Source organism: Roseovarius marisflavi (assembly GCF_900142625.1).
GTDB lineage: Bacteria > Pseudomonadota > Alphaproteobacteria > Rhodobacterales > Rhodobacteraceae > Roseovarius > Roseovarius marisflavi.
Genome location: NZ_FRBN01000034.1, coordinates 1 through 25,455, shown reverse-complemented (window position 1 = coordinate 25,455; position 25,455 = coordinate 1). Strand labels below are relative to the sequence as shown.

The following is a 25,455-nucleotide window of genomic DNA, read 5'->3' as shown; positions in this document are numbered from 1 at the left end:
GCATTGGGTGGCTCCTCCTATACGCAGATATGGACATCTGCAGTATGGCGCATTGCGACGCCGATTGGAGCAGGAGCCATCCACCCCATCAGCTTAGGTCCGGCGGTTTCAACTGGTCAATCGGCCGCAACAGGTGATCTCCCGGACGCGATCTTCCTGAAAAACGCGCAGAACAGTGCCGCCTGCGCGTCCTGCCCTGGAACCATGATCGCCTGAAATTCCACACGTCGATGAGAGGGGTGAAACAGCAATCAACCCACCAAACGAGAAAATTATGCCAACGCAAAAAAGCCGGATCCAGCCCCTGAGTAAAGATTGCTTCGACGGTTTGATTCATGCCTGCCAAATTGAGGAGAGTGCCCATTCAAAAGAAAATGACAGGCGCTTTTGTGACCGGCGTTTATTTGCACATCTTTGACCAAGGTCATTTAGAAAGTGGCGTGTGCCGGTTTAGGTTTGATCTATGAGCACGTCTGGCAAACCTGAGCTTGACATAATCGGTTTCGACCCGAAGCGGACAGTTCCTGGACTGTTCTTCCAGAGAACGGCCCGTGATCCGGACGTCATTGGATATTCGGAATTTCGCGAAAGCCGGTGGGTTGATTTCACATGGAAAGAGGTCGCGCACAAGGTCGGCTTGGTTCGGGCTGCACTTGACAGGGCCGGTGTGAAACCCGGTGACCGGGTGGGAGTCTTGCTGCCAAACTGCGTTGACTGGATCGCCTTCGACATCGCTGCGATGGCGAACGGGTTGATAACGGTTCCTATCTATTTACACGATGGCGCGGCCAATACCTGTTATATCCTCGCGCATAGCGGAGTACGCCTATGCTTCATGGATACGCAGGACAGGTGGCTGTCGCTGGCGCCGGAATGTACGGATTGCTTAGGGCTTGAAACGATCTGGGTACAGCAGGCGCCGGTCGAGCTTTTGCAGGACGACAGGCGGTCTATCGAGGTATTTGATGACGTCTTGTCGAATGAAGTGATCAGCGAGGACGACATCAGATGCAGTGCAGAGGATGTGGCCACGATCATCCATACGTCGGGCACGACCGGTCTTCCCAAGGGCGTGATGTTGTCACATCGCGCACTGCTGTGGAATGCCGATGCGGTCACGAAATTCATTCCTCCGCTGACGACCGATGTTTTCCTTTCAGTCCTGCCGCTTGCCCATTCGTTCGAGCGCACCATGGGATATTATCTACCTCTCGTCTCTGGTGCCCGCATCGCCTTTTCCCGGTCGATCGAAAAGCTGCGTGACGACCTCGCCGTCATCCGCCCCACCATCCTGATCGCGGTCCCGAGGCTCTATGAGAGGATTTACGAAGCGGTCCTTGAAAAAGCTGACTCCGGCCCCGTTACCAAGGCCCTTACCATGGCCGCCGCTGATATTGGCTGGCGTCTTTTCGAGGCCGGACATGGCAGGGCTGCGGCGCCGAGCTTGCTGACGCGGGGGCTGCTCTGGCCGATATTGCAGTGCCTTGTCGCAAAGAAAATCATGATGGCTTTTGGCGGGCGGCTGCGCGTAGCGGTCAGTGGCGGCGCTCCGCTTTCCGAAGAAGCGAGCCATTTCCTGATCGGATTGGGTCTGCCCCTGATTGAAGGATATGGCTTGACCGAAGCCGCGCCGGTCGTGACCGCCACCACATTCGAGAACAGCCTGCCGGGCTCCGTCGGAGGTGCTCTTCAGGATGTCGAGCTTAAGACCACCGAAGAGGGTGAATTGCTGGTCCGGTCACCCAGTCTGATGCTCGGTTATTGGGAAGACCAGGAGAAAACTGAACAGGTGATCGTTTCCGACGGATGGCTCAGGACCGGCGATATCGCGGAATTTCACGAAGGCCACGTGTTCATCAAGGGTCGCCTCAAGGAGATTATCGCCTTGTCGACCGGCAAGAAGGTCGCATCTGCGGTGATTGAAACGCTCATCGAGGATGAGCCCCTGTTCGAACAGGTGCTCGTCACCGGAAACGGCAAGCCTTGCCTTGCCGCGATCGTGGTGCTGAAGGGTGAATCCTGGGCTGCTTTGGCACGGGAGCTTGGAGTCGCCGAAGACGAGATGAATGCGCCAGTGGCGCAAAAAGCACTCCTGTCTGAAATATCTAGCGCGACTCAAGGGCTGCCGGACTATACCCGCGTCCGGGCCGTTCACGCCGTTCTTGAGCCCTGGACAGCTGAGAATGGCCTGCTGACACCCACCCTGAAAATCAAGCGAAAAGCCATCGAACAGCAGTTTAGTGATGAGATTGAGGCGATGTTCAACAAGCTGAAAAAGACACGCAGCGGGGGTAGGGATCTATAGCGGCCTGCAGCCTTTCTGCTTCCATCCCCGGCTTTTCTTTTTGCTCAGGAACCCGTTTTTCCTCAGCAATTCGGCGTCGCCCCGGAACATTTTTCCAGAGACAAAGAGTTTGGGTGGTTCTCGTGTTCAGCATAGTCGGCTTGCGGCACAATACGCAGACCGCGTCATCTTCAATTAGGAGAGGCCAATGACAGAAACATCGGATTCAGCAGGAGAATCGGATCGCGCAGCCGGAAGCACCAGTGTGGGCGACCGTGTCCTTCGCATCATCCGCGACCTCGCCGTGGAGTTGCATCCAGAGTGGAGCAAGACATTGATCGTGCGTGACGAAAGCGACCTCGATCGCAATCTCGGATTCGATAGCCTGTCGCGCGCAGAATTGCTGCTGCGGATCAATCGTGACTTCAACGTTAGGTTGGCCGATCAGCTGATCGTCGAGGCCGCGACTGCCCGCGACATCATTGATGCGGTTGTTGCCGCCGTTCCGGGCACGCGCCACGAGCAAGCCCGCGAAGTGGTGCGGCCGATCATCCTGCCGGAGAGTAACGCGCCGGAGGATGCGCAAACGTTGATTGAGGTGCTCGACTTCCATGTCAAGATGCATGCCCAACGCCCGCACGTCTATCTATGGCACAGTGAAGATAGCGAGGAGCTTTGCTCATATGCCGGGCTCGATGAGGCCGCCCGCGTTGTGGCCAAGGGGTTGAGCGATCATGGCGTCGCGCCGCGCGAGCGGGTAGCAATCATGCTGCCGACGGGTCTCGACTTCTTCCGGGCTTTTTTCGGCGTCCTCATGGTCGGTGCCGTGCCGGTGCCGATATATCCGCCGCTGCGCCGCGCCCAAGTAGAGGATCACCTGCGCCGACAGGCCGGCATCTTGAATAACGCTGAGGCGGTGATGGTAATCACCGACGAACTGACCCATCGTGTCGGAGGGCTACTCTATGGAATGGTGAAAAGCCTGAAGGGCGTGCGAACAGTCGCCAAGCTTAGCGCATTAAACCAGCCGATCGAAGCGCCTTTTCGGACGGTGCCGTCTGATACGGCGTTGATCCAGTATACCTCTGGTAGTACCGGTGACCCGAAGGGCGTAGTGCTCAGCCATTCCAACCTATTGGCAAATATCCGCGCCATGGGCTCCGCCATGGAGGCTGACTCCAGCGACATCTTTGTTAGCTGGCTTCCACTTTATCACGACATGGGTCTGATCGGCGCTTGGCTTGGTAGCCTCTATTACGGCGTGCCGGCCATCATCATGTCGCCGCTTGCCTTTATTGCCGATCCTTCGCGCTGGTTATGGGCGATTCACCGCCACAGGGCGACCTTGTCGGCGGCGCCAAATTTTGCCTTCGAGCTGTGCCTTAAACGGATATCAGACAAGGACATCGAAGGCCTCGACCTGTCTTCGCTACGCATGGTCGTCAACGGCGCGGAACCTGTGAGCCCGAGCACAATCGCCCGCTTCACCGAGCGGTTTTCGAAATACGGTCTCGCGCCCACGGCCATGGCTCCAGTATATGGTCTCGCAGAAAGCTCGGTCGGGCTCGCGTTCCCGCCGCCTCGGAGGGAGCCGATCATAGATCGTGTTGAGCGCCACGCACTCGCCGAGCAAGGCGTCGCCCGCCCTGCTGCTGCCGATGATGCAACCGCGCTCGAAATTGTTGCCTGCGGCCAGCCGCTGCCAGGCCATCAGGTACGCATCGTCGATGACACCGGGCACGAAGCACCTGAGCGCCATGAGGGACGCCTTGAGTTCAAAGGCCCATCGGTGACACGCGGTTATTTCCGCAATCCGGCAAAGAACAAGACGTTGTTCAACGGCGATTGGGCCGATTCTGGTGACCTCGCCTACATCGCCCAAGGCGACATCTATATAACCGGCCGGATAAAGGACGTGATCATTCGTGCGGGGCGCAATGTCTATCCACACGAACTGGAAGAGTATGTCGGTAACGTTGAGGGCGTGCGTAAGGGCTGCGTTGCGGTCATCGCTGGGACCGACAGGGCAACAGGTAGCGAGAAATTGATTGTGGTCGCTGAAACCCGGCTGTCCGAACCCCGGGCGCTCTCTGATCTTGAAGCGCGCATTCTGGATGCCTCTGCGGCGATACTCGAAATACCACCGGAGGAAATCCTACTCGTGCCGCCTCACGCTGTGCCGAAGACTTCCAGCGGCAAGATCCGTCGATCAACGACGCGCGAATTCTACGAGGCTGGCACGCTGGGAAAGCCGGGTTCCGGGCTTTGGTGGCAACTCGGTCGGTTAGCCGTTTCGGCTGCCGCCGGGCGCTTGATGCGCAGTGTCGGCACCGTCGGCGAATTTGCCTATGCTGGATGGTGGTGGTGCGTGCTGTTGCTTCTTGCAGTCTTCGTCTGGCCTCTTGTAATAGTGCTCCCGGTCAGGTCTTGGCGGCATTCGGTGTTGAGAGGGGCGGTGCGCACCTGGTTCGGACTTACCGGAATCCGTTTCGAGGTCGAACAGCTGGCTAAGGTCCCTGAACGCGATGTCGTCATCGTCGCGAACCACGCAAGCTATCTCGACGGGGCCGTTATTTCGGCGGCAATAAACGTGCCGCTCACCTTCATCGTAACGGAACGGTTTGGCCGCCAATTTATGGCTGGCAACTTCCTGCGCCGTCTTGGCGCGGTTTTCGTTGCCGACGTTGCAACTTCACCGCGCAAGGTCGAGGAAGCGGCCCTTGCAGCTGTGAGCGCCGGTGAACGGCTCGTTATCTTTCCCGAGGGACGTGTACGGCGGATGCCGGGTTTGCTCAGTTTCTATCCTGGCGCGTTCCAGATCGCGGCGAAGGCGGGCATTCCGGTCATGCCGGTGACGTTGGTGGGAACGCGCTCTGTCTTACGTGACAGCCACCAGTGGTTTCCGCGTCGTGCGCCGATTTCCGTACGAATTGGCAATCCCATATGGGCAGAGGCAGAGGATTTCGCGGCGGCGCTGGACCTTAGCAAGGCGGCGCGCGCCGAAATCCTTGCCCATTGTCGGGAGCCAGACCTTGGTCGAGAGGAGATTGAGTTTGGTATGGCGCGCTCGGGGCAGGCGGGGTGAACTGTCTGATGTCAGCACCTGCGGCGGTGCTGCCTGACGAATTCTAACGTGGACCTGTCGCGGTTTGATGCCGCCCCTTTGATAGCATTTACTGCAGCAAAGGAGACGAACTACGGGAGTGAAGCGGACGGATAGATTTCGCCTGGATGCGGTGCAGATTGGGCTGACAAGTGGGCTGACGCGCAAACAGGTTGCCGGTGATTTCGGCGTTGGCATGTCGACACTGAACAAGTGGATCACGGCGCACAGAGATACTGACGTGGTTATGAGCGAGGATAACTTCAGTCTCGCAGGGGGGATTATGCTGCTATGGAAAGATCAGATATGGCCGCGTAACCAAGACAAATCAGCCTCCGGCAAACCCGGGGCGGTTCATCTTGGTTATCCATTCGCTCCTGTGATCGCCACAGTTAGCCCGCAAGATATCGCGATGCGCAACCCCGCCTTTTCAGTGGGCGCGCTAGGAAAGGTCGCTGATCTGATAGGTGGATTTTGCCAACCACTCGGGATTGATCTCGACACCCCAGCCGGGGGCGTCGGTGACGCGGGCATGACCATCTTCGATCGTGTAGGGCGAAGTCACGAACAGGCCCTCCTGCCACGGGTAGTAATCCGCACCCTCAATCGAGAACTCCAGGTATTTGCCCGCATTCGGGATCGCCCGCAAAAGGTGCATCGTGAACAGCGTCACCAGAGACCAGTTGGCGCAATGCGGCGTGACCGGCAATCCGGCGGCGCGCGCCATTTCGACCACCCGCAGGGTTCGGCAGATACCCCCGAGATAGAGGATGTCGGGCTGAACGATATCCACCGCGCGCATGTCGATCATCCGCTTCCAGGTCGGTAAATCGCAATCCTGTTCGCCCCCAGTCACGTCGATGTCGAGCGCCTCGGTGACCTGTTTGGTCTGCTCAAGCTCCCAATAGGGGCAGGGCTCTTCATAATGACAGAACCCGTGATCCTCTAGGATATGCCCGACCTCAATCGCGCGCTCGGGCGAGTAACAGCTATTGGCGTCAATCAGCAGGTCCACGTCATCGCCAAGCGCGCGACGCATGGTCGGGATGATCTCTTCGGTGCGCCCCGGCCATTCATCGGCGTTGCGGCCAACCTCGGCGCCGGCGCGCACCTTGAAGGCGTCAAAGCCTTGCGTGTTGCGCAGATGCTTGAGGCGCGCGGCCTCATCCGAGGGGGTGATGTCGCGCTTCATCGAACTGGCATAGGCGCGGATAAGGCCGGGTGTGCCGCCCAGAAGTTCGGCCACGGATTTGCCCGCCTGCTTGCCGCGCAGATCCCAGATCGCGGTATCAACCCCCGCCATCGCCCGGCGCAGGTAAGAACCGGGAAACTTGTGCTCGCGCTCGGTGACGATATCGAGAAGGTCATCAAGATCGGTGGTATCCTGCCCCAGCATCCACGGTGCGACCTGACGGTGCAGCACCTGGCAGGTGATGTCGGAATGATAGGTCGACATCTGCCCCCAGCCCTGCGCGCCATCCTCGGCGGTGACCCGCACGAACCCGACCGCCTGATTGGTGAAGGTCTCAATCGTTTTCAGTTTCATGCCATGTCCTTCAAGGTCACTTACCACCAGAGCCGCGCCCGAAGACTTGTGCAAGCACCATCATCAAGGTCGTTACCCCGATCATGATGGTCGAAATAGCCGCAATCGTCGGGTCGATCTGATCGCGCAGGGCGTTGAACATGTTGCGTGTCAATGTCGGGTTATCGCCACCAGAGATGAACATCGCGATGACCACCTCGTCAAACGAGGTCAGAAACGCCAGCAAGGCGGCGGTGACCACCGCAAAGCGGATCTGGGGCAGGGTGATGGTCACAAACGCCTTCCAGCGCGCGGCGCCAAGGCTTCGCGCCGCGAGTTCCTGATTCATGTCGTAACTCTTTAGCGCCGAACCCGTCACGATCACCACAAGCGGCAACGCAAGGATGCTATGGGCCAGCACAAGCCCGGTCAGCGAATAAAGCAGGCTGAGCTTGACGAAGACATAAAACGCCCCGATCGCCACAAGAACCACCGGCACCATCATCGGCGTGATCAACAGCATGAAGGCGATGCGCACCCACGCTACCCGTGAGGTGTGCAACCCATAGGCCGCGACCACCCCAACGGGCGTCGCCACAAGCATGGTCAGGAACGCCGCCTTGAGCGAGGTAAAGGTGGCGTTCATCCATTCCGGCGAGTTGAAATAACTTTTGTACCAGCGAAGCGACCATGTCTCAGGCGGGAATTCCAGGTACTGAGAATCCGAGAACGACATCGGGATAACGATCAGGGTCGGCGTTACCAAAAGCAGCATCACGATAGTGGCAAAGACATAAAGCCAGAGCCGCTGACCGTGGGTGATCTGCGTGTCGGAGGCGGGCCGTTTGAGCCAGTTGCGCATCAGTGCCCCCCTCCGGTCATCGCCGCGAGATTCACAAAACGTGACGCGATCCAGAGAATTGCCATGGTGATCACCAAAAGCACCACGCCAAGCGCACTTGCCGCGCCCCAGTTCACGAACAATTCGATGTTCGAGACGATCTTCATCGACACCATGATCACCTTGCCGCCGCCCAACACCGCCGGGGTCACGAAAAACCCGAGGCAGAGTACGAAGACCATCAGCGAGCCGGCAAAAAGCCCCGGCGTCGAGAGCGGAAAGAACACCGTCCAGAACGCGCGGCGTGGGCTTGCGCCAAGGTTCGAGGCCGCCTTGAGGTAATCCTTATCAATCGCCTTCATCGCGCTATAAACCGGCAGGATCAGGAACGGCAGCATGATATGCACCATCCCGATCAAGGTGCCGGTCATGTTGTGCACGATCTTGATCGGCTCGTCCCAAAGGCCAAGCGAGATCGCCCAATCGTTCACCAGACCCTTTTTTTGCAGCAGGACAAGCCAGGCATAGGTGCGCACCAAAAGCGAGGTCCAGAATGGCAACAGAACGGTGATCATCAACAGGTTCGCCAAACGGTTCGGAAGCTGCGAAAGGAAATAGGCCAGCGGATAGCCGATCACGATGCACAGGCCGGTGGTCAAAAGGCTCACCTGAAAGGTGGTCATGAAAATCCGCGCATAGGATTTGCGTTTGATCATCCGCTCGTAATTTTCAAGCGAGAATTGCCCATCGGCACCGATGAAGGACACGTAAAACAGCCATCCGACCGGGATAACCAGGATCACCAGCACCATAAGCAGGGCAGGCGAGCTAAGCCCGAACAGCCTGAGCCGTTCAAGGCGGCCATCGCGGCGCAGGCCCTCGGCGTTGCTCTCGACCATGGCCATCTCAGGTCTCTCCGCCGTCGATCAACACCGTGTCTGCGGCATCAAGCGCAAGGGTGACCGGGTCGCCAGCCTTGGGCAGGTTTGCCACCGTTCCACCGCGTATCGTGCCGCGCAGGCTTATCTCGGAGCCATCCGCAAGACGCGCATACATCAGGTAACTGTCGCCCTGATAGACCACCTCGGATGCGGTGCCCTCAAACAGGTTGGCCCCCTCTGCACCGCCTTGCGCGGCAATGCGCAAACGCTCGGGGCGCACCATCAACACAAGCGATGCCGCATCGGGCAGGGCACCCGTATAGGCAAGCGGCCTGTCGCCATAGATCACCTCGTCGCCCGACCGCGTCACCGGAACAAAGGTTGAATCGCCGATGAAATCGGCCACGAACCGGTTGGCGGGGTAATCATAGAGCTGTTGAGGGGTGGCAAGCTGCATGATCCTGCCGTGATTGACCACCGCGATGCGGTCCGACATGGTCAGCGCCTCGCGCTGATCATGGGTGACATAAACCGTCGTCATGCCAAGCTTTTCATGCAGGTGGCGCAATTCGATCTGCATCCGGTCGCGCAGCTTTTTATCAAGCGCGGACAGCGGCTCGTCCATCAGCAAAATGCGCGGCTCAAACACGATTGACCGCGCCAGAGCGACCCGTTGCTTTTGTCCGCCCGACAGTTGATCAATGCGCCGCTCGCCATATCCGCCAAGCTGTACGGTATCCAACGCGCGCTCGACCCGCTCGGCGGCCTCGGCCTTTGGCACGCGGCGCAGGCGCAGCGGATAGCCGACATTGCCAGCAACGGTCATATGCGGAAAGAGGGCGTAATTCTGAAACACCATGCCCACATCGCGCAGATGCGGCGCGGTACGGATCATCTCGGCCTCGCCGAATTTGAGGCTGCCGGTGTCGGGGCGGGTGAACCCGGCCAGCACCATCAAAAGTGTGGTCTTGCCCGATCCCGACGGGCCAAGCAGGGTCAGAAACTCGCCGCTCTTCACATCCAGCGAGACATCATCAAGGGCATGCACCGCCCCGTATGTCTTGGTGACATTGCGCACGGTAATCGGCAGGGCGCTGCTCGGGTCCTGGCTCACTTTGATATCCTTCAGGTCTTTCTGCGGGCCAGGGCTTGGCCCGCAGTTGATCGTTTCAAAACAGGTCGATTACTCGGTCAGCATTTCCTGATACATCTCATCTGCGATGGTTTCCCACTTGGCGTACCATTCAAGCGAGACCGGCAGTTGAAGCGCCGCATTCGCCGGAGAGGAGGGCAGGCCCGCCGCGACCTCTGCACTGATTTCACCGGTGTCATAGGCGGCCTTGTTGGTCGGGCCATAGGTGATGTATTTCGGCAGATCGTCCTGATACTCGGCCTTGGAAATCTCGGCGAGGAATTCCATCGCCGTGTCCTTGTTCGGCGCGCCCTTGGGGATGGCAAAGCAATCATAATCCAGCAGCGCCTGATTGAAGCTGTACTTGACCTTGCCGCCATCCTTGGCGGCATTGTCAAAGCGCCCGTTCCAGCCTGTGGTCATGTCAACCTCGCCGTCCTTCATCAACTGCGCGTGCTGCGCGCCCGACGACCAGAACACATCAATATTTGGCTTAAGCTCGCGGATCTTGTCAATTGCACGCTCGATGCCCTCTTCGGAATCCAGCACCGTATAGACATCTTCGGGGGCCACGCCATCGGCCATCAACGCCGGTTCAAGCGCGCCCGCGACCTTGTTGCGATAGGCGCGTTTGCCCGGGAATTTCGCGGTGTCAAAGAAATCGGCCCAGTTTTGCGGGCCAGCATCGCCATAGGTCTCGGTGTTCCAGGCATAAACGGTCGAGAACACATCGCCGCCAACACAGAACTCTGATTTCAAGGTCGGATAAAAGGTCGACACGTCAATCACCGAATAATCCAGCGGCTCAAGCAGGCCCTCGGCCCCGGCCCGCGCCGCCGATCCCGATCCGCTCGCGACGATATCAAGCGAGACCGCGCCGGAAGAGACCTGAAGGCGCACGTCGGACATGCCGCCATAGGTTTCCTGCTTGACGGTAATGCCGGTATTTGCGGCGGCCGGCTCAAACAGCGCCTTGCTTTGCGCCTCTTGATACGACCCGCCCCATGACGCGATGGTCACCGTCTTGTCCGCTGCCGCTGCGACCGTCCCAAGCAAGGACGCCGCCAATGTAAGACCAAATGCTTTGTTCATGTCTTTCCTCCGTGTTGTCAGTGTTACGCTTTCGCTTTGGAAAGCTTTCATCGCCTGCTTTTTGCCCGGACGGTTCGGCGTTTTGCCCGCCCGGTTATCTTGCCTGTCCCGATGCCGCCGCGCGCTCGCGCTGTTTGCGATCACTGCGCCGATACCAGGCGACGGCTGCGGGTAAAAACCACGGGTTGCCTTTGTAAAACGGGCGCGTCGGGTTGTTCAGCCCGTCAAACGCGGTCTTGCCCTCGGCCAGCCCAAGCACCTTTTGGCCCAACCGCTTGCCAAGATAGCCCGCCATCGACACCCCCGACCCGCAATACCCCATGGCGTAATGCACCCCGTCATGCACGCCGGTATGGGCCAGTTCGTCAAAGGTATAGGCCACGCGCCCCATCCAGGAATGGGTGACCTTATAGGGCTCAAGCTGTGGGAAAATCCGGCACATATCGGTGAAAAGTTTTGGCCCGCTGATGGTGGTGTCGGTTTCAGTCGCCGACACCCGCCCACCGAACAGAACACGCGTACCATCCGGGGACGTACGGTAATAATAAACCACCTTGCAGGTGTCACTTGCGATGCGGCCGGTCGGGAACAACTCGGCCATAAGATCTCGTGGCAGGGGTTCGGTGGCGATGACATAGCTGCCGATCGGAATGACCCGGCGCTGCAACCATGGGGTAAGACCCGTGGTATAGCCATTGGTCGCCACGATCACGTCGTGCGCGCGTACCTCGCCCTTGGCGGTCGCAAGCACAAAGTCGCGGCTCTCGCGCTTGATCGCCGTCACGGCGCAATGGCCCACAACATGCGCCCCCGCCTTGATCGCCAGGGACAACAGCCCGCGATGATACTTTGCCGGGTTGAGCGAGGCATGACGCGGAAACACCACCCCGCCAAAATAGGCGTCAGAGCCAAGCTCGCTTCGCTGCTCGGCGCGTGGCACAGGATGTGCCTCGATGCCCTCAAGCTTGCGGAGTGCTTCGGCGTTGCGGGCAATCTCATTGTAATGCTCGGGGGTATGGGCCGCGTGATAGCGCCCGTTGCGGCGAAAATCGCAATCCAGCTCTTCGCCGGTGACGAACTCTTCGATCCAGTCAAGCGCGGTTTCACCTTCCTTGCGGATCGTGCGGGCGCGCTCGGCCCCGTACTTCGCGGCCAGCTTTTCAAACGAGGGCTTGATGCTTGTGCTGATCTGCCCGCCATTGCGCGTGCTACAGCCCCAACCGGGATCCTGCGCATCCAGCACCATCGTGGATCGCCCGCCCCGCGCCGTTTCAATCGCCGCATGCATGCCGGTATACCCCGACCCGATGATCGCCACATCAACAGATTTCAACGGCTCGCCCGGCAGGGTGGGGGGCAACTGCACATCGTCCAGCCAATAGGAGCTGTCCTTGCAATCCGCTGTCAAACTGGGCTGCCCCGTCATGTCGCATTTCCCTAACCCATAGGATCTGTCTCGCTAGATGATTGACGATATGAATTGGATTTGATTTAATCAATTTAATCTTCGTTATCTAAATATTCGATTTATTTATGCAAATTCGAAAGCTCGCATGACTCTGAAGATGCGCCATCTGGAGGTTTTCAACGCGCTGCTTGACGCGGGTTCTGTGTCGCGCGCGGCGCAGCGGCTTAACCTGACCCAACCGGCGGTCAGTATCGCCCTCAGCAATTTCGAGGCCGAGCTTGGTTTTCGCCTGTTTCACCGCGAACGCGGTTTTTTCGCCCCCACCAATGAGGCGATGCTGTTGCACGACGAGGTGGCCCATGGGCTTCGGGCGATGTCGCAGGTCGAAAAGCGGGCGCAGGATATCCTGTCGGGGCAGACCGGCGGCGTCAGCATTGCCACCAACGGTGTGCTGGCGGTCAACTTCCTGCCCAAGCTTCTGGCGCCGTTTCAACGCGAAAACCCCAATATCCGGGTCGAGATCAAGGTACATTCCTCGCGCCAGATCGCATCCTGGGTGGCAAGCCACCACATCGACATCGGTCTGATTGATCCGCCGGTGCCGGTCGCCGGTCTTGATGCCGAAATTTTCGACTTTGAATGCATCTGCGCCGTTCACAAGGATGATCCGCTCGCGGCGCTTGAAACAATTCACCCGCGGTCCCTTGTCGGGCGCTCGGTCATCAACATCACCGGCGATCATATGATCGACCGCCAGCTTGATGCCTTGCTGGCCGAAACCGACACTGTCGTCACCCGCAACACCAGCGCCTATTACTTTGCTATCGCCCGCAATATGGTCGCCCAGGGCAATGCCGTCGCCATTCTCGATCCGATCAACGGCAAGATCGACCTGAAGGATGATGTCGTCTGGCGGCCCTTTCGTCCGCGCATCGACAACCATCTGGCGGTGATCACCGCCAAGGGGCAGGCGCTTGGCAAGGCCGCCGTCGACATTCAAACCCGCATTCGCACCGCATTGAACCAATTCGTCGCTTGACGGCATCAGATAGTCAGAAAGGGCCTTTCAGTGTCAGCAACCGCCCGTCTCACGGCCTTTCTGCGCGCGGCCGCACCCCGGTTTGACGACCACGACAGTGACATTGCCCGCGATATCAGCCGCACCTTGCAGGTCATGCGCCCCAACGCCCCGGCGCTTGCCCCGGCAATCCTCGGGGCCTGCGCGCCGCTGCCGGATATGCTGGACGGGGCCAGGGATGCCCTGACACAGCGGCTGGCGGCTTGCCTTGGCGATCTTCACTGGCGCGTTGCGGGCTTTGGCAAGCTGGCGCCGGACACCGATCAAAAGCTGGCGGTGGTGGAACTCATCGGCCCGACCGGCATGTTCGCGCACCCGCACCTGCGGATCGGGCTCTTGATTCAGCGCGAGGAGTTTCATTACCCACGCCACCAACATGCCGCCGAAGAGCTATATTTCATCCTCAAAGGCACCGCCGACTGGGCGGTTGATGATCACCCGCATTCGCCACGCTTGCCGGGCGACTTCGTGCACCACGCATCACTGCAACCGCACGGCATGATCACAAGGGGCGAACCGATGCTCGCCATGTGGGGCTGGACCGGCGATATCGACGGGGCCTCTTATTCCACCTGACTGTTACCCCTGAAGCCGAACCCGGCGCCGACCGGCAACAAAAGGACGCACCATCATGATTGACCTCAAAACCTTCAACGACCTTGCCAACATCCCGGTCGAGAGCTTTGCCCCGAAACCGACAAGCCTGACCGAAGGCCAGCTTGAAGCCGCCGTCCAACTCTGGGCCTCGGAAGACGGGCTGACAAAGATCGGCGTCTGGGAATGCACCCCCGGTGATTTCACCGCAGATCGCAGCACCGTCGCAGAATACTGTCACATCATTTCGGGGCGCGCCTCAGTCAAAAATCACGACGGCAGCGGCACCCGCGATATCGGCCCCGGCGATCTTTTGATCCTGCCGGTCGGCTGGAAAGGCGCTTGGACCATTCACAGCCATATCCGCAAGCTATACGTACTTCAGACCAGTGCCTGATCGGTTCTGGTCTTGTCACGGTTTAGGTCCGGTCTCTTTCGGGCAATGTTTGCTATGAAGGAGATAAGGAATGGCAACGGCATAAGGGGCAGCGCCACTGCCCATTCCGAGACGAGTTCGAATTGGTCTGACACCACTCCCCGGGGCCGGACCCCGGGCTGATACCGATAACCATAACCAAGTTTGTGGCACCCTCAACACAACCCTCGGGAAACGCGATGCGGCGCGCCCAATGCCAGGGCGCGCCGCTCAATTTGATCTAAGTGTGATCCTCATTCAGGTCGCGGAAGAGATCAGACCTCTGCGCCCAGATTACCCAGCAGAATGCCCGTGAGTTGCAGGCCTCCGCCATCACTGATCACCCCGGAATTGGCGCCGGTTTCATACTGCACGTTGGTGCGATCCGTCCCGCTCAGGTCCTGCGCGTCGTCGAGGAACACCCATTTCGGCGTGTTCCCGGTCTCCAGACCAACGGCAAACCGCAGGATGTCGAGCGCATCGGTCACGTTGACTGTCCCGCTCTGATCGATATCCGCCGCGATGAAATCCATCGCATTAGCCGGGCCGAAACTCGGCTCGAGCCCAACCGCAAGCCGGAGCGCGTCGAGCGCATCGCTCACGTTGATATTGGGATCGGTGCCTGCGTCGTAGTCGCGCACCGCATCCACCACGCCCTCGCCGGTCGATGAGCCAAGCCGCAGGTTATATGCCCCCGGCGTCCCCGCAGCCTGCCCGAGGATCGGAGCACCTCCGGCAGAGAAGTTCACCACCGCGCCGCCGATGCCGCCGCCCGCCTCATCGACGAGGCTGACGCCGAACGTGATGCGGGTCTCGCCGACATCGAGCGTGCCCGCCGAGCCTGTGTTCTCGGGGGCAGACGCGGTCGGGCTCGACGAGGACTCGATGAAGGTCTCGTCCTGGGTGAGCAGAACGTCGATCAGCGCGTTTTCGTAGGCCAGCGTGCCCGGCGTGAGACCTGCGTTCTCCACGAGGGTGCGTGCAGCAGCCACCGCCGCGGTATCGAAATCATCGACGCCTAGGACGCCGCCCGGCGCGCCGGGATCGTAGAAGCCCTCGAGTGTCTCACCCGCATCATAGGTAAAGAGACTCTGCACGTCGGTCGTCACCCGCCAGTCATCGCGGAAGCCGCCATAGAGATCATCGAAGGCCAGCGGACGCTCCAGCACGGTGCCGTCGGCACGTGCGATGTCGTCATCCGGGTTGCCGTTGCCATCGCCCAGAAGCCCCTCGACAGCCCCGGCCATATCGGTGCTGATCTGCACGCTGAGATCGACAAAACCGTCGCGCACGATCACGTTGATCCGCGCATCACCAGCGCCAACAGTCCCATCCGCACCGGCGAAGACGACGGTATACATGGAGCCGTCGCGCACAATCAGGTCATTTCCGACATTGATGGCCTCGCCGTCCGCCATCACCGTTGCCACTCCGCCGATCGACAGCGGGCTGGCATCCGCCGCGTCGATCATGACCTCCGCGCCGTTCCCGAGTCGCGTGGCGATGGCGATATTGGCCGAGACATTGGGCACCGGATCGCCAAGATTGTCGAGGATCGGCCCCATCCGCGACTGGACCTCGAACCCATCGAACGTACTTCCTGCGACACCACGCAAGAGCACGAATTCGCCGACGGCATGGAAGTCATAGCCCACCCCATCGAGCGTCAGAAGATGCGGGTCACCCACCGTCCAGGCAATCGGCGTGGGCGGCGGAGGCGGCGGTGCGGCGACATTCGGATCGGCCAGCGCCGCCGCCTCGGCCACGGTCAGGTTGCTGAAGACCAGCGCGTTGCCATTGCCCAGATCGACCGTGGTCTCGCCAGCATTGTCAAACGCGTTCGCCAGTGCCGTGTTGCTGGCGATAACTCCCAACCCCGAGACGGAGAAATCCAGCGAATCCTCGGCGTCGTTGAAATCCTCGATCACCGTGCGCCCGTTGCCCACGAAGAAGATATCGCTGCCGGTCCCGCCGTTGAGCGTGGCATCCCCCTCGCCACCTTCCAGCGTGTCGTTACCGCCCCCGGCGGAAATGGTGTCGTTGCCCGGACCGGCTTCGAAGCGCTCGCTCTCGCTCGAGCCGATGAACGAGTCATTGCCCTGCGAGCCGCGGAACCGTTCAAAGCCCGAGATCGTGTCGGTGAAGGTCCCGCCGCCAGTAAGCGTGCCCATCACTGTGCCCGTGGTGCCCGCGCTTGCGTCGATATTGACCGAGGCAACGGTGGTCGTGTCGTAGCGCAGCCGGTCAAAGCCAAGGCCGCCATCGAGCGTGTTGCTTCCACCGAGATAGCGATAAGAGTCGCCGCCGGTCGATCCGGCGAAAATGTCCGCCCCGAACGACCCGAACACCTCCCAGAGCGGGGCGGTCCCGCCGATCGTCTCGGCATTGCCGAACCCGTCATCGTTGATCGTGCCGTTGGCAAGATCCACGTCGATCCCGAAGCCGTCTCTCATGTCGAGCCGCACCAGCGACGGGTCGCCCCCGATGAGAATGGTGTCAACACCGTCGCCGGGCCGGATGCTCATCCATTGCTCGCCAGCGATCGAGACGTCAAAAGTGTCCGCCCCGGACGTGCCACCGATCGACAACCCGCCGCTCGTCCAGCCCGCAAACAGCGGCAGTTCCACATTTATGAACGTGTCCACGCCCAGCCCGGTCTTGATCACGCTGCCGGTGTTCGCGCCACCGTCAATCAGTACATTGATGGTCGTGCCGATCCCGCTGTATTCGACCGTAACGAATCCGCCCGGATCAGCCGTGATGCCGGTAAAGTCAATCGTGTCATTGCCCGCAGACCCATTGACATTATCGCCAATCAGATTGTCCCCGGTCAAAATCAGATCATCCTCCGCCGTGCCGTCGAGGTTGTCGTTACCATTCGTGCCCGCCACGAGGTTGCCCCCTCCCGACGGGAGGAACTGCACATTCGCCCCGCCCATCTCGGCCAGGGTGCGCCCGGCGAAAAGCACAGTGGAACCACCGCCGAAATCCACGAAAACACCGTTCGGCGTATCGGACACGCTATTGTTCAGTGCGAAATCGAATCCTGCCTGATCCAGCCCCGCCACGCGCACGATCAGCGTTTCGCTGTTCGGGTCAAAATCAGAGATCGTGTCGTTGCCACCGACATGCACGAAGGTATCCGCGCCGCCGCGCCCCTCGAAGCGGTTGTCCATCCCGGCCTCGCCGGTGATCTGGTCAGCCCCGTTCGAGCCGCGCAGTCGCTCGAAGCCCGAGATCGTGTCGGTGAAGGTGCCCCCGCCAGTAAGCGTGCCCGTCGCCGTGCCCGCCGTCGCGTCGATATTGACCGAGGCAACGGTGGCCGTGTCGTAGCGCAGCCGGTCAAAGCCAAGGCCGCCATCGAGCGTGTTGCTTCCACCGAGATAGCGATAAGAGTCGCCGCCGGTCGATCCGGTGAAAATGTCGTTTCCGGATGACCCGAACACCTCCCAGAGCGGGGCGGTACCGCCGATCGTCTCGGCATTGCCGAACCCGTCATCGGCGATCGCACCGGTGGCAAGATTGACATCGATGCCTTGTATCGCGTCGCGGAAATCAAGCCGCACGAGGCCGGTGCCGTTGATATTGTAGCTGTCCGCGCCGTGGCCACCACGCACGCTCATCCATTGATCGCCCTCGGGTGTCAGGTTGAACGTGTCGCCCGCCGCGGTCCCGACAATCCCGAGGCCGCCATTGACCCAGCCTGCCTCGAGCGGCTGTACGACGCCGAGAAGCGTATCGGTACCATCCGCGCCCTTGACTACACTGCCGGTATTGGCGCCGCCGTCGATGTTTACCGTCAGCGGACCGGCCATCCCGCTGTAATCCAGTTGCACGCTGCCGTTGACCCCGTCATTGCCCCACATGTCGATCGTGTCGTTGCCGGTAGAGCCCGTCACCATATCGCCGGCCGGAGTCGCATTGCCGGTGGCAATGTAATCGTCCGCTTCCGTTCCATTCAGCGCATCGTCGCCCGCCGTACCGGTAATGGTCGGATTGGTATCCTTGACAGTGTTGTCGAGCAGGTTGAAGTCAATCGTCGCGCCCTCCGCAAAGGCACCTGACGCCGGGCCAAAATTCGCGATACTGTCGACCGACGCTTCCAGCGCGGCGAACTCTGCCAATGTCGTCGGGATTGTCAGAGGCGCGCCGCCGATCTGGTAAATAAGCTCGATCAGGCTGCCATCGTCCTCTTGGATCTCGATAATCAGAACCGTGTGGATACCTTCCGACGATTCTATGAAGCCAAGATACGTGTAACTGTTATCTGGCAAACTCGCCGTCCCTCCGGGAACCGGAACACCAGCCCCACTCGCCGTCGCCGAGATTTCGCTTGCGTTGATCTCGACCTCCGGAATGTCGTCCGGGAATGTCTGGATCACGTTATAGGTAAAGGTCTCCTGCCCATCCGGCACGACGATATTGAGATCGACAGCGAAGACGCCAGTCACCGTATCTGCAGAGTTGCGATTCACCTGAAACCCGGAAAGCGTGAAAGTCGGCATCTGAAATATTCTCCTCGGGATGATTTTGCACCAGAATGTGGCGGGATTTATACATTCCGGGGTAAACAACTCGGGGTTTTCAATCAAGTTTTCCGTGACATACTTTCGAAAATACACAGAGTTTGATCAAGGAAACCGCGAAGTTCTACAAATGATTGTATATTCCGGGATTATATCAACCATTGGGGTTCTGGTGGTGTCGTGCGGCGATACGATCACAGATCGGTCAATGTCCGTCGTCAGGTTTTTTGGAACCAATGGCAGCTTGAACCAAAAGAGAATCTGGCTCATCTGTCTGGTTTGATTGTGCGGCGTGTTACCTGTGATGCAAGCATCGCGTTTCGAGCGTCGTTTGTCTGATCCTTTCCCTTTGTTCCAGGATAGCTTTGGTTCCAGGATAGCTCTGTCGCGTCCGAAGTAGACGTCGGCGGGTATGATGTTGTTGAGGCCCTCGTGGCAGCCTTGATGAGTGTCGTGATCGACGAAGGCCTCGATCCGGACCTACCAGGCTTTCGTGCCGCATCCTGGCGAAATTCGTCCGTCCGTTTCAGTCCCATAGGTCGTCTCCTCTGTTGCAGTAAATGCTATCAAAGGAGCGGCTTCAAACCGCGACAGGTCCGGTTTTGAGAGTTTGCCTTTGAATGCCGGGGGCGTAAGGCACACCGGAGACAGGCCATATCGTGATTTGGATGGCGTTGGGCCGTGGAATGGTTGAAGGTTTCAACAGACCAAAGATATCGCGGGACCAATATCGTCATGTCCAAACCTACATCACGCAAGGGACTTAGCCTCAAGTGGTTGGAGCTGTTTCAGGTCTGCGCGCGAAATGGGTCGCTCCGCAAGACTGCCCGGGAGACGGGATTGTCGATCAGTACCGTGTCGCATCATCTGCGCAGTCTTGAGGACCATTTGGGGGTTGAGCTGTTTAACCACTCGCGCAGGCCGATGGTTCTGACGCCCAAAGGCCATGTGTTTTTGCGCAATATCGACGTTGCTCTTCATGCGATCCGCAAGGCCACCGCCGAGGCGTCGGCCGGCGATCTTGCCGAAGCCCGGTATCTGAGGTTGGGCACAATCGAGGATCTGGACAGCGATGTGACACCTGAACTGGCCGTGTACCTGTCGCAGAAGATGCCAGATTGCGATTTCCTGTATCACACGGCGTCAAGTCACGAGATCATCGAGATGCTGCGCGACCGCGAACTGGACCTTGGAATTTCAACAACGCCGCCGGAACGGTTGCGCGATCTTCAGGATCAGCCCTTGCTGCGCGATCCGTTTGTCGTGGTTCTGCCAGCGACGGTAGAGCCGCCGGTTCCTGAAATCATTGCAGGCACTTCCAAGCTGCCGTTCCTCCAGTTTTCCAGCGATCTGATCATCGCGGGACAGATCGAGGCCCAGCTTCGCAGGATGGGTGTCGCGCTGCCCCACAAATTCGAATGTGCCAGCAACCAAACGCTGATGGCGATGGTTGCGGCAGGCGCTGGATGGACCATCACAACACCTCTGCTCTTTTCGCGCGCCAAACGGTTTCAGCCGATGCTGCGGATGCACCCCTTTCCCGGAAAGCGTTTTTCGCGGACCCTGTCTTTGATTGCGACGCCGGATTGCTCACGCTCTGTGCGGGACATCGTAAACCGAAAGATACGAGGATCTCTTGAACAACAGGTGATCCAGCCCTTTGTGGACAGCACACCCTGGCTCAAGGATCAGTTCACCCTCATTGACTAGGGCCTGTGGACATTCAGGATTTCCATTTGGCCTGATGTCTGATTCAAACTTCCAAAATGAAGGTTTGAATGAACGAACAACGGTTTGTGGTGACGGATGTTTTGTGGCGGCGCCTTGAGCCGCATTTTCCAGGCAAGGCCAGCGATGCCGGAGCCACGGCGAAGGATATCTTTTGCTGGAAGCGGTCCTCTGGCGAGGTGCGCACCGGATCGCCATGGCGCGACCTGCCGCCTGCTGGGCCCTCGCAGCAGCGCTCATAGCCTCAAGATGACTGTCCACAAACCCCAGGTCCGGAGTGTCACCCTCAGAGAATGTTGAAACGCTGTTTGATCGCACGGTCCTGTTCTGGTGTCAGATATTCGGGATTGTGGCTTTCAAGAATTTCTCTCGCGCGCTCATTGGCTATGCTCCATGCATCCATCGCGCCGTTCTCGGCCCACGTGCGGGGCTCATCCCGGTTGGCAAGTGACGGGTAATAGTAATCACGTTCCATCGCCTCGAAAGTGTGTTGCCCGCCAAGGAAATGGCCATCGCCCAGTACAGCGTCGACGATTGCGTCATAGCCGAGGTTTTCGTCAGTGACCTCGATACCCCGCAACGCGCGGTAGGTGTGGGAATGCATTTCGTTGTCCAGCACGAACGCCTCGAAACTGGCCCCAAGAAGCGAGGCCGTCATACCAGAGCTTTCGTAGATCAGGTTCCCGCCCGCCAATGCCGCCGCCAAAGAGGTCAACCCTTTCTCCATACCGTACTGGGCATCAATGGCCTTGGCGTCGGTCATCGAACAGGCAACCCCTGACGGCAGGCCGAGCCAGTTGGACAATTGCGCAGAGGCGGCATTCAGTACGGCCGTCTCACCGCTTCCCCCGGCAAAGGCACCAGTGCGCAGGTCCACGACCAGCGGCCAGTTGGAGAAGACCATCGGAAAGCCAGGCTGAATGGCATGCACCATCACAAGGCTGGCCAGCGTTTCGGCCAGGGACTGCGCCAGAAAGCCCGCAAGCGTTGCAGGCGCGGTTGCCCCCGCCTGCGCGGCGGTGATGCAGGACATCGGGATGTTGTGCCGGATACATTCATAAACCACATCGACAGCATCTTCGCCAAAGCGCAGCGGCGAAATGATCGGACTGATGTGAGCTTTCATGAACGGGCGTTGCGCAAACGCCCCCACACCTCCGGCGGCGATGTCGAGCATTTGAACAATCGGCGCGACATGCCCGGCCAAGGTGAACGAGGTCGCGGTTGGCTTGGTCGTGTTGCGCAGCAGGGCATAAACGGTGTTCACGTCCAGATCGAACATGTCGGGCACGTCTGTGGCAACGCAGCACCGCGTATACCAGCTCACATTGGGCAGAACGTCTTGTAGCCGCGTGAAATTGTGCAGGTCTTCAAGCGTCGACGGCCGGTATCTGCGGCTGTCCAGGTCCAGTGTTTGAACCGCAGCGCCACCGGTTCCAAAATGTACGCGATTGCCCCCAACCTCGATCGAGCGCGCTTCGTCGCGCCCGTGTAGAACAAACGTCTTGGCGGCCTGATCAATGGCCTCTTGCACCAGGGGTTGCGGCAACAGGATACGCCCCGCCCCGTTGCTCCGCGCGCCGATGGCCGACAAATCAGCGCGCAACCTGCTTGGGACTTGGCCAAGACCGAGGTTTTCCAAAAGCATCAGAGCCGTGTCATAGATGCTGTTCAGCTCTGCCTCCGTCAGGGGTTTATATGACCCGCCGATCTGCCCGGGCGGACATGGATCGAGCACCGGCTTGGCAAGGCGTTTTGCCATCCGCTCTGCACGTCCGGCGCGTTTGGGTCCTGGAGCCACGCGATGTCACCTTTCAGCTTTCACTATCTGACCAGATCAGGGCGGCATTTTCAGCAAATGGGCAACTGGCAACTTAATGGGCCGAAATAGTAGAATATAAGTTTCGATAATATGCAAAACATGAAAATTCGTTTGTCACAGAGGTAAAAACACGCCCCTTGTCGCGATCATACATCGTAAGGAGAGTGACCATGAAATCGCGCACCAAAGTTGTTGTTATCGGCGGGGGCATCGCCGGGTGCTCAACGCTCTATCACCTGACCCAGGAAGGCTGGAGCGATGTGGTTCTCATTGAACGTGATGAGCTGACGTCGGGCACCACCTGGCACTCCGCCGCGCAGGTGACGAATTTCGGCATGAACCAAACGATGGTCGGGCTAAAGAGCCATTCGATCCAGCTTTATAAAAAGCTGCGTGACGATCCCGACTATCCTGTTGGCTATCACAACGGAGATGGCGGTATCCGTCTGGCCAACACCGAAGCGCAGATGCAAGGCTATCGCCACTTTGCGTCGATGGCGCGCGGGATGGGCGTTGAGTTCGAAATTATCGACGCCGAAGAGTGCGCCCGCCGCCACCCGCTGATTTCGACAGACAACCTGCTGGGCGGTCTTTGGGACGGCGAAGACGGCGATATTGATCCGGCACAGCTGTGTCAGGCACTGGTATTTCACGCCCGCAAGGCCGGGGCCAAAGTATATCGCCAGACCGAAGTTATCGGCCTGACGCAGCACAGTGATGACACCTGGACCGTGGAAACCGAGAAAGGCAATATCGACGCCGATATCGTTGTGAATGCCTGTGGCTACCGCGTGAACGAAGTGGGCGGCATGATGGGTGTTCATCACCCCGTGGTGTCGATGGAACACCAGTATTTCGTGACCGAGGATATCCCCGCGATTGTCGAGGCGGGTCACCGGATGCCGCTGCTGCGCTGCCCGATCTCGGACTATTATTGCCGGCAGGAAAAGAACGGGCTGCTCGTCGGGTTCTACGAACAGGACTGCACGACATGGGGTATGGACGGGATCAGCCCGTCGTTTTCCAATGCCCTGTGCCCCGACGATCTTGACCGCGTGATGGACGTGCTGGAAGGCGCGTTCGAACGGATGCCCGTCCTGACAGAAGTCGGGATCAAACGCGTGGTCAACGGCCCGATCACCTATACCATCGACGGCGCGCCCCTGGTTGGTCCGATCCCCGGCAAACGCAACGCGTTCTGCATCATCGGCCTGCGTGCCGGCATCGGAGAAGGCGGCGGTCACGGCTGGCTTCTGGCGCAGCAGATCGTGCACGGAGAAGCGTGCTATGACACATGGTGCATTGATCCGCGCCGCTTTGCCGGGCACACGAATGTCGAACTGACGGCGCTCAAGGCCGTCGAAGATTATCAGAACGAATTCCGCTTCCACTTCCCGCACGAACACCGCCCTGCGGGTCGCCCGGGAAAGACAACGCCCCTGACGCCGATCCTTGCCGCGCAAGGCGCTGAATTCACAGTGGTGAATGGGTGGGAGCGGGTCGACTACATCAAGCCAACCCCGGACTTCCACCCCACGCTCAGCTTCCATTTCGACGAAGCCTTCGATGTGATCGCGGCCGAAGTGAAAACCCTGCAGGAAAATGTCGGTCTGGCCGAAGTCAACGGCTTCAACCGGATCGAGATCACCGGGGCCGACCGCCACGCGTTTCTCGACCGGATGTTCTGCGGCACAGTCACCAGACGCGACGGGCGCGTCGGGCTGGGCTATCTGCTGAACCGTCACGGCATGGTCAAGGGCGAAGCGACCGTCGCCAACCTGCCCGCGTCGGACCGTGGTCCCGCGCGGGTCTGGTACGGGTCGGCCGCCGCGTCCGAAACCCACGACATGGATTGGCTCAAGACACATGTTCAGGATGCAGAGTATGTGCAGCTCAGACCTCTGACCAACGATCAGACGATCCTCGTTCTGGCAGGCCCAAAGGCGCGCGACGTGATGCAGGCGGTCAGCCGGGCCGATTGGTCAAAGGAAGGCTTCCCGTGGCTGTCGGTGCGCGAATGCTTCATCGGCTTTGCGCCCGCCACCGTCATGGGCGTCAGCTTCTCGGGGGAATTGGCCTACGAAATCCACGTCCCCAACGCGTCGCTTTATGCCGCCTACCTCGCTCTGCGTGAAGCGGGCGAGCCCCATGGGCTAAGGCTCTTTGGGGCACGTGCGATCGACTCGATGCGTATGGAAAAAGGTTATCTGCAGTGGAAAGCCGATCTGCTCACGGAGTTCACCCCCTTCGAGACGTCGCTCGGCCGGTTCGTGAAGCTCGACAAGGGCGATTTCATCGGTAAAGACGCGCTGCTGGCACGACACGAGTCCGGTCTGCGCAAAAAGCTGGTGACCTTGCGGCTCGACGCGCCCCACGCCCCGGCCCATGGCGGCGCGTCGGTGATAAAGGACGGCGAAGTTGTGGGGACCGTCACGTCTGGCGATTGGGGACACCGTGTCGGCATGAACCTTGCCTATGCGTTTGTGGATACCGACGTCATGGAGGTGGGGACAGCGATGGAACTGGACCTCTGCGGCGAGATGGTGCCCGTGCAGGTCATTGATCCCTCGCCTTACGATCCGGCAAACACAAGACTGCGAGAATAAAGTAGGTCCTCAATGATCCGGGCCCAATCCCTCGTCCGGGTGATCTGCGGCCTCGATTTTATTTCGGTCCGATACGATCTAATCAATAGCTGCAAAAACGCGGCGTTAGACGACTATGATCAACTGGTCGACTGCGCTCAGTTCGACCCGTCGTATATGGATCAGCGCTAGCCGTTTCTTTCTTGATGTCGCGGCGCTGAATTGTCGGCTTCAATGCATTGCTTCCCCTGGTGCAGCACGTTGCAATAGCGGCTGCGAACATCAGACTGCGAATGCCGGTTTCCACCTACCTGACTACGTGATCTCGCACTTGCAGCGAATGACCTGTGTGGATGGCTCCTGCATAGCAAGACATTTTTGATCAGATTTGTGCATTTGTCAGAAGCAGTCATGTGTCCGGCCTGTTTGCGCGGTTTTGAC

The 25,455-nt window shown here is 59.4% G+C and carries 17 protein-coding genes and 1 pseudogene; 10 read left to right on the top strand and 8 right to left on the bottom strand.

The window, feature by feature from the left end; all coding sequences use genetic code 11:
* From BUB78_RS20990 to BUB78_RS20145, 4 genes and pseudogenes are all read left to right on the top strand, one after another.
* Positions 1–216 (top strand): hypothetical protein (locus BUB78_RS20990; RefSeq protein ID WP_220084031.1); only part of this gene is annotated, 216 nt, incomplete at its 5' end.
* Positions 217–463: 247 nt separating this feature from the next.
* A complete protein-coding gene (locus tag BUB78_RS18085) occupies positions 464–2,305 on the top strand; it encodes an AMP-dependent synthetase/ligase (protein WP_084732946.1) in 1,842 nt (613 codons plus the stop codon).
* 187 nt (positions 2,306–2,492) lie between these two features.
* Positions 2,493–5,369: an AMP-binding protein gene (locus tag BUB78_RS18080; RefSeq protein WP_084732945.1), complete on the top strand. Its 2,877-nt coding sequence runs from the start codon at positions 2,493–2,495 to the stop codon at positions 5,367–5,369.
* 91 nt (positions 5,370–5,460) lie between these two features.
* Positions 5,461–5,646, top strand: a pseudogene (locus BUB78_RS20145) (transposase); the annotation flags it as partial.
* Positions 5,647–5,829: 183 nt separating this feature from the next.
* Here the strand turns inward: BUB78_RS20145 and BUB78_RS18075 are convergent.
* The 6 genes from BUB78_RS18075 to BUB78_RS18050 all read right to left on the bottom strand — a co-directional run bounded on the left by BUB78_RS18075 (position 5,830) and on the right by BUB78_RS18050 (position 12,284).
* The gene (locus BUB78_RS18075) at positions 5,830–6,933 is read right to left on the bottom strand and encodes a mandelate racemase/muconate lactonizing enzyme family protein (protein WP_073200536.1); all 1,104 of its coding nucleotides are present in this window, start codon (positions 6,931–6,933) and stop codon (positions 5,830–5,832) included.
* Between the two features lie 16 nt (positions 6,934–6,949).
* Positions 6,950–7,774 carry an ABC transporter permease gene (locus BUB78_RS18070; protein WP_073200535.1) on the bottom strand — a complete coding sequence of 275 codons (825 nt, stop codon included), beginning with the start codon at positions 7,772–7,774 and terminating at the stop codon, positions 6,950–6,952.
* On the bottom strand, positions 7,774–8,658 hold the full coding sequence (locus BUB78_RS18065; protein WP_073200534.1) for an ABC transporter permease: 885 nt from the start codon (positions 8,656–8,658) through the stop codon (positions 7,774–7,776). Before BUB78_RS18065 ends, BUB78_RS18070 begins: the two co-directional genes overlap by 1 nt.
* A gap of 1 nt (position 8,659) precedes the next feature.
* Positions 8,660–9,748, bottom strand: coding sequence for an ABC transporter ATP-binding protein (locus BUB78_RS18060; RefSeq protein WP_073200533.1), 1,089 nt, complete (start codon positions 9,746–9,748; stop codon positions 8,660–8,662).
* 69 nt (positions 9,749–9,817) lie between these two features.
* A complete protein-coding gene (locus BUB78_RS18055) occupies positions 9,818–10,858 on the bottom strand; it encodes an ABC transporter substrate-binding protein (protein ID WP_073200532.1) in 1,041 nt (346 codons plus the stop codon).
* A 94-nt stretch (positions 10,859–10,952) separates the two neighbouring features.
* Complete coding sequence (locus BUB78_RS18050; protein ID WP_073200531.1) at positions 10,953–12,284, bottom strand: NAD(P)/FAD-dependent oxidoreductase; 1,332 nt, start codon at positions 12,282–12,284, stop codon at positions 10,953–10,955.
* A gap of 127 nt (positions 12,285–12,411) precedes the next feature.
* Here BUB78_RS18050 and BUB78_RS18045 point away from each other — a divergent pair, with 127 nt between their 5' ends.
* From BUB78_RS18045 to BUB78_RS18035, 3 genes are read left to right on the top strand one after another with little or no spacing between them, the layout of a single operon-like run.
* On the top strand, positions 12,412–13,305 hold the full coding sequence (locus BUB78_RS18045) for a LysR family transcriptional regulator (RefSeq protein ID WP_073200530.1): 894 nt from the start codon (positions 12,412–12,414) through the stop codon (positions 13,303–13,305).
* Positions 13,306–13,335: 30 nt separating this feature from the next.
* The gene (locus tag BUB78_RS18040) at positions 13,336–13,920 is read left to right on the top strand and encodes a dimethylsulfonioproprionate lyase family protein (protein ID WP_245813572.1); all 585 of its coding nucleotides are present in this window, start codon (positions 13,336–13,338) and stop codon (positions 13,918–13,920) included.
* Between the two features lie 55 nt (positions 13,921–13,975).
* The gene (locus BUB78_RS18035; RefSeq protein WP_073200528.1) at positions 13,976–14,335 is read left to right on the top strand and encodes a cupin domain-containing protein; all 360 of its coding nucleotides are present in this window, start codon (positions 13,976–13,978) and stop codon (positions 14,333–14,335) included.
* Between the two features lie 293 nt (positions 14,336–14,628).
* On the opposite strand, the gene BUB78_RS18030 is transcribed toward BUB78_RS18035, so the two are convergent.
* Positions 14,629–18,858, bottom strand: coding sequence for a beta strand repeat-containing protein (locus BUB78_RS18030; protein ID WP_073200526.1), 4,230 nt, complete (start codon positions 18,856–18,858; stop codon positions 14,629–14,631).
* 756 nt (positions 18,859–19,614) lie between these two features.
* On the opposite strand from BUB78_RS18030, the gene BUB78_RS18020 reads away from it, so the two are divergent.
* Entirely contained in the window at positions 19,615–20,589 is a 975-nt protein-coding gene (locus BUB78_RS18020; protein ID WP_073200537.1) for a LysR family transcriptional regulator, read from the top strand.
* A 68-nt stretch (positions 20,590–20,657) separates the two neighbouring features.
* Positions 20,658–20,849: a transposase gene (locus BUB78_RS18015; protein ID WP_084732943.1), complete on the top strand. Its 192-nt coding sequence runs from the start codon at positions 20,658–20,660 to the stop codon at positions 20,847–20,849.
* Between the two features lie 44 nt (positions 20,850–20,893).
* Here the strand turns inward: BUB78_RS18015 and BUB78_RS18010 are convergent, their stop codons facing one another.
* Positions 20,894–22,408, bottom strand: coding sequence for a trimethylamine methyltransferase family protein (locus BUB78_RS18010; RefSeq protein WP_281248901.1), 1,515 nt, complete (start codon positions 22,406–22,408; stop codon positions 20,894–20,896).
* Between the two features lie 191 nt (positions 22,409–22,599).
* Here BUB78_RS18010 and BUB78_RS18005 point away from each other — a divergent pair, with 191 nt between their 5' ends.
* The gene (locus BUB78_RS18005) at positions 22,600–25,035 is read left to right on the top strand and encodes a GcvT family protein (protein WP_073200520.1); all 2,436 of its coding nucleotides are present in this window, start codon (positions 22,600–22,602) and stop codon (positions 25,033–25,035) included.
* The last annotated feature ends 420 nt before the right edge of the window (positions 25,036–25,455 follow it).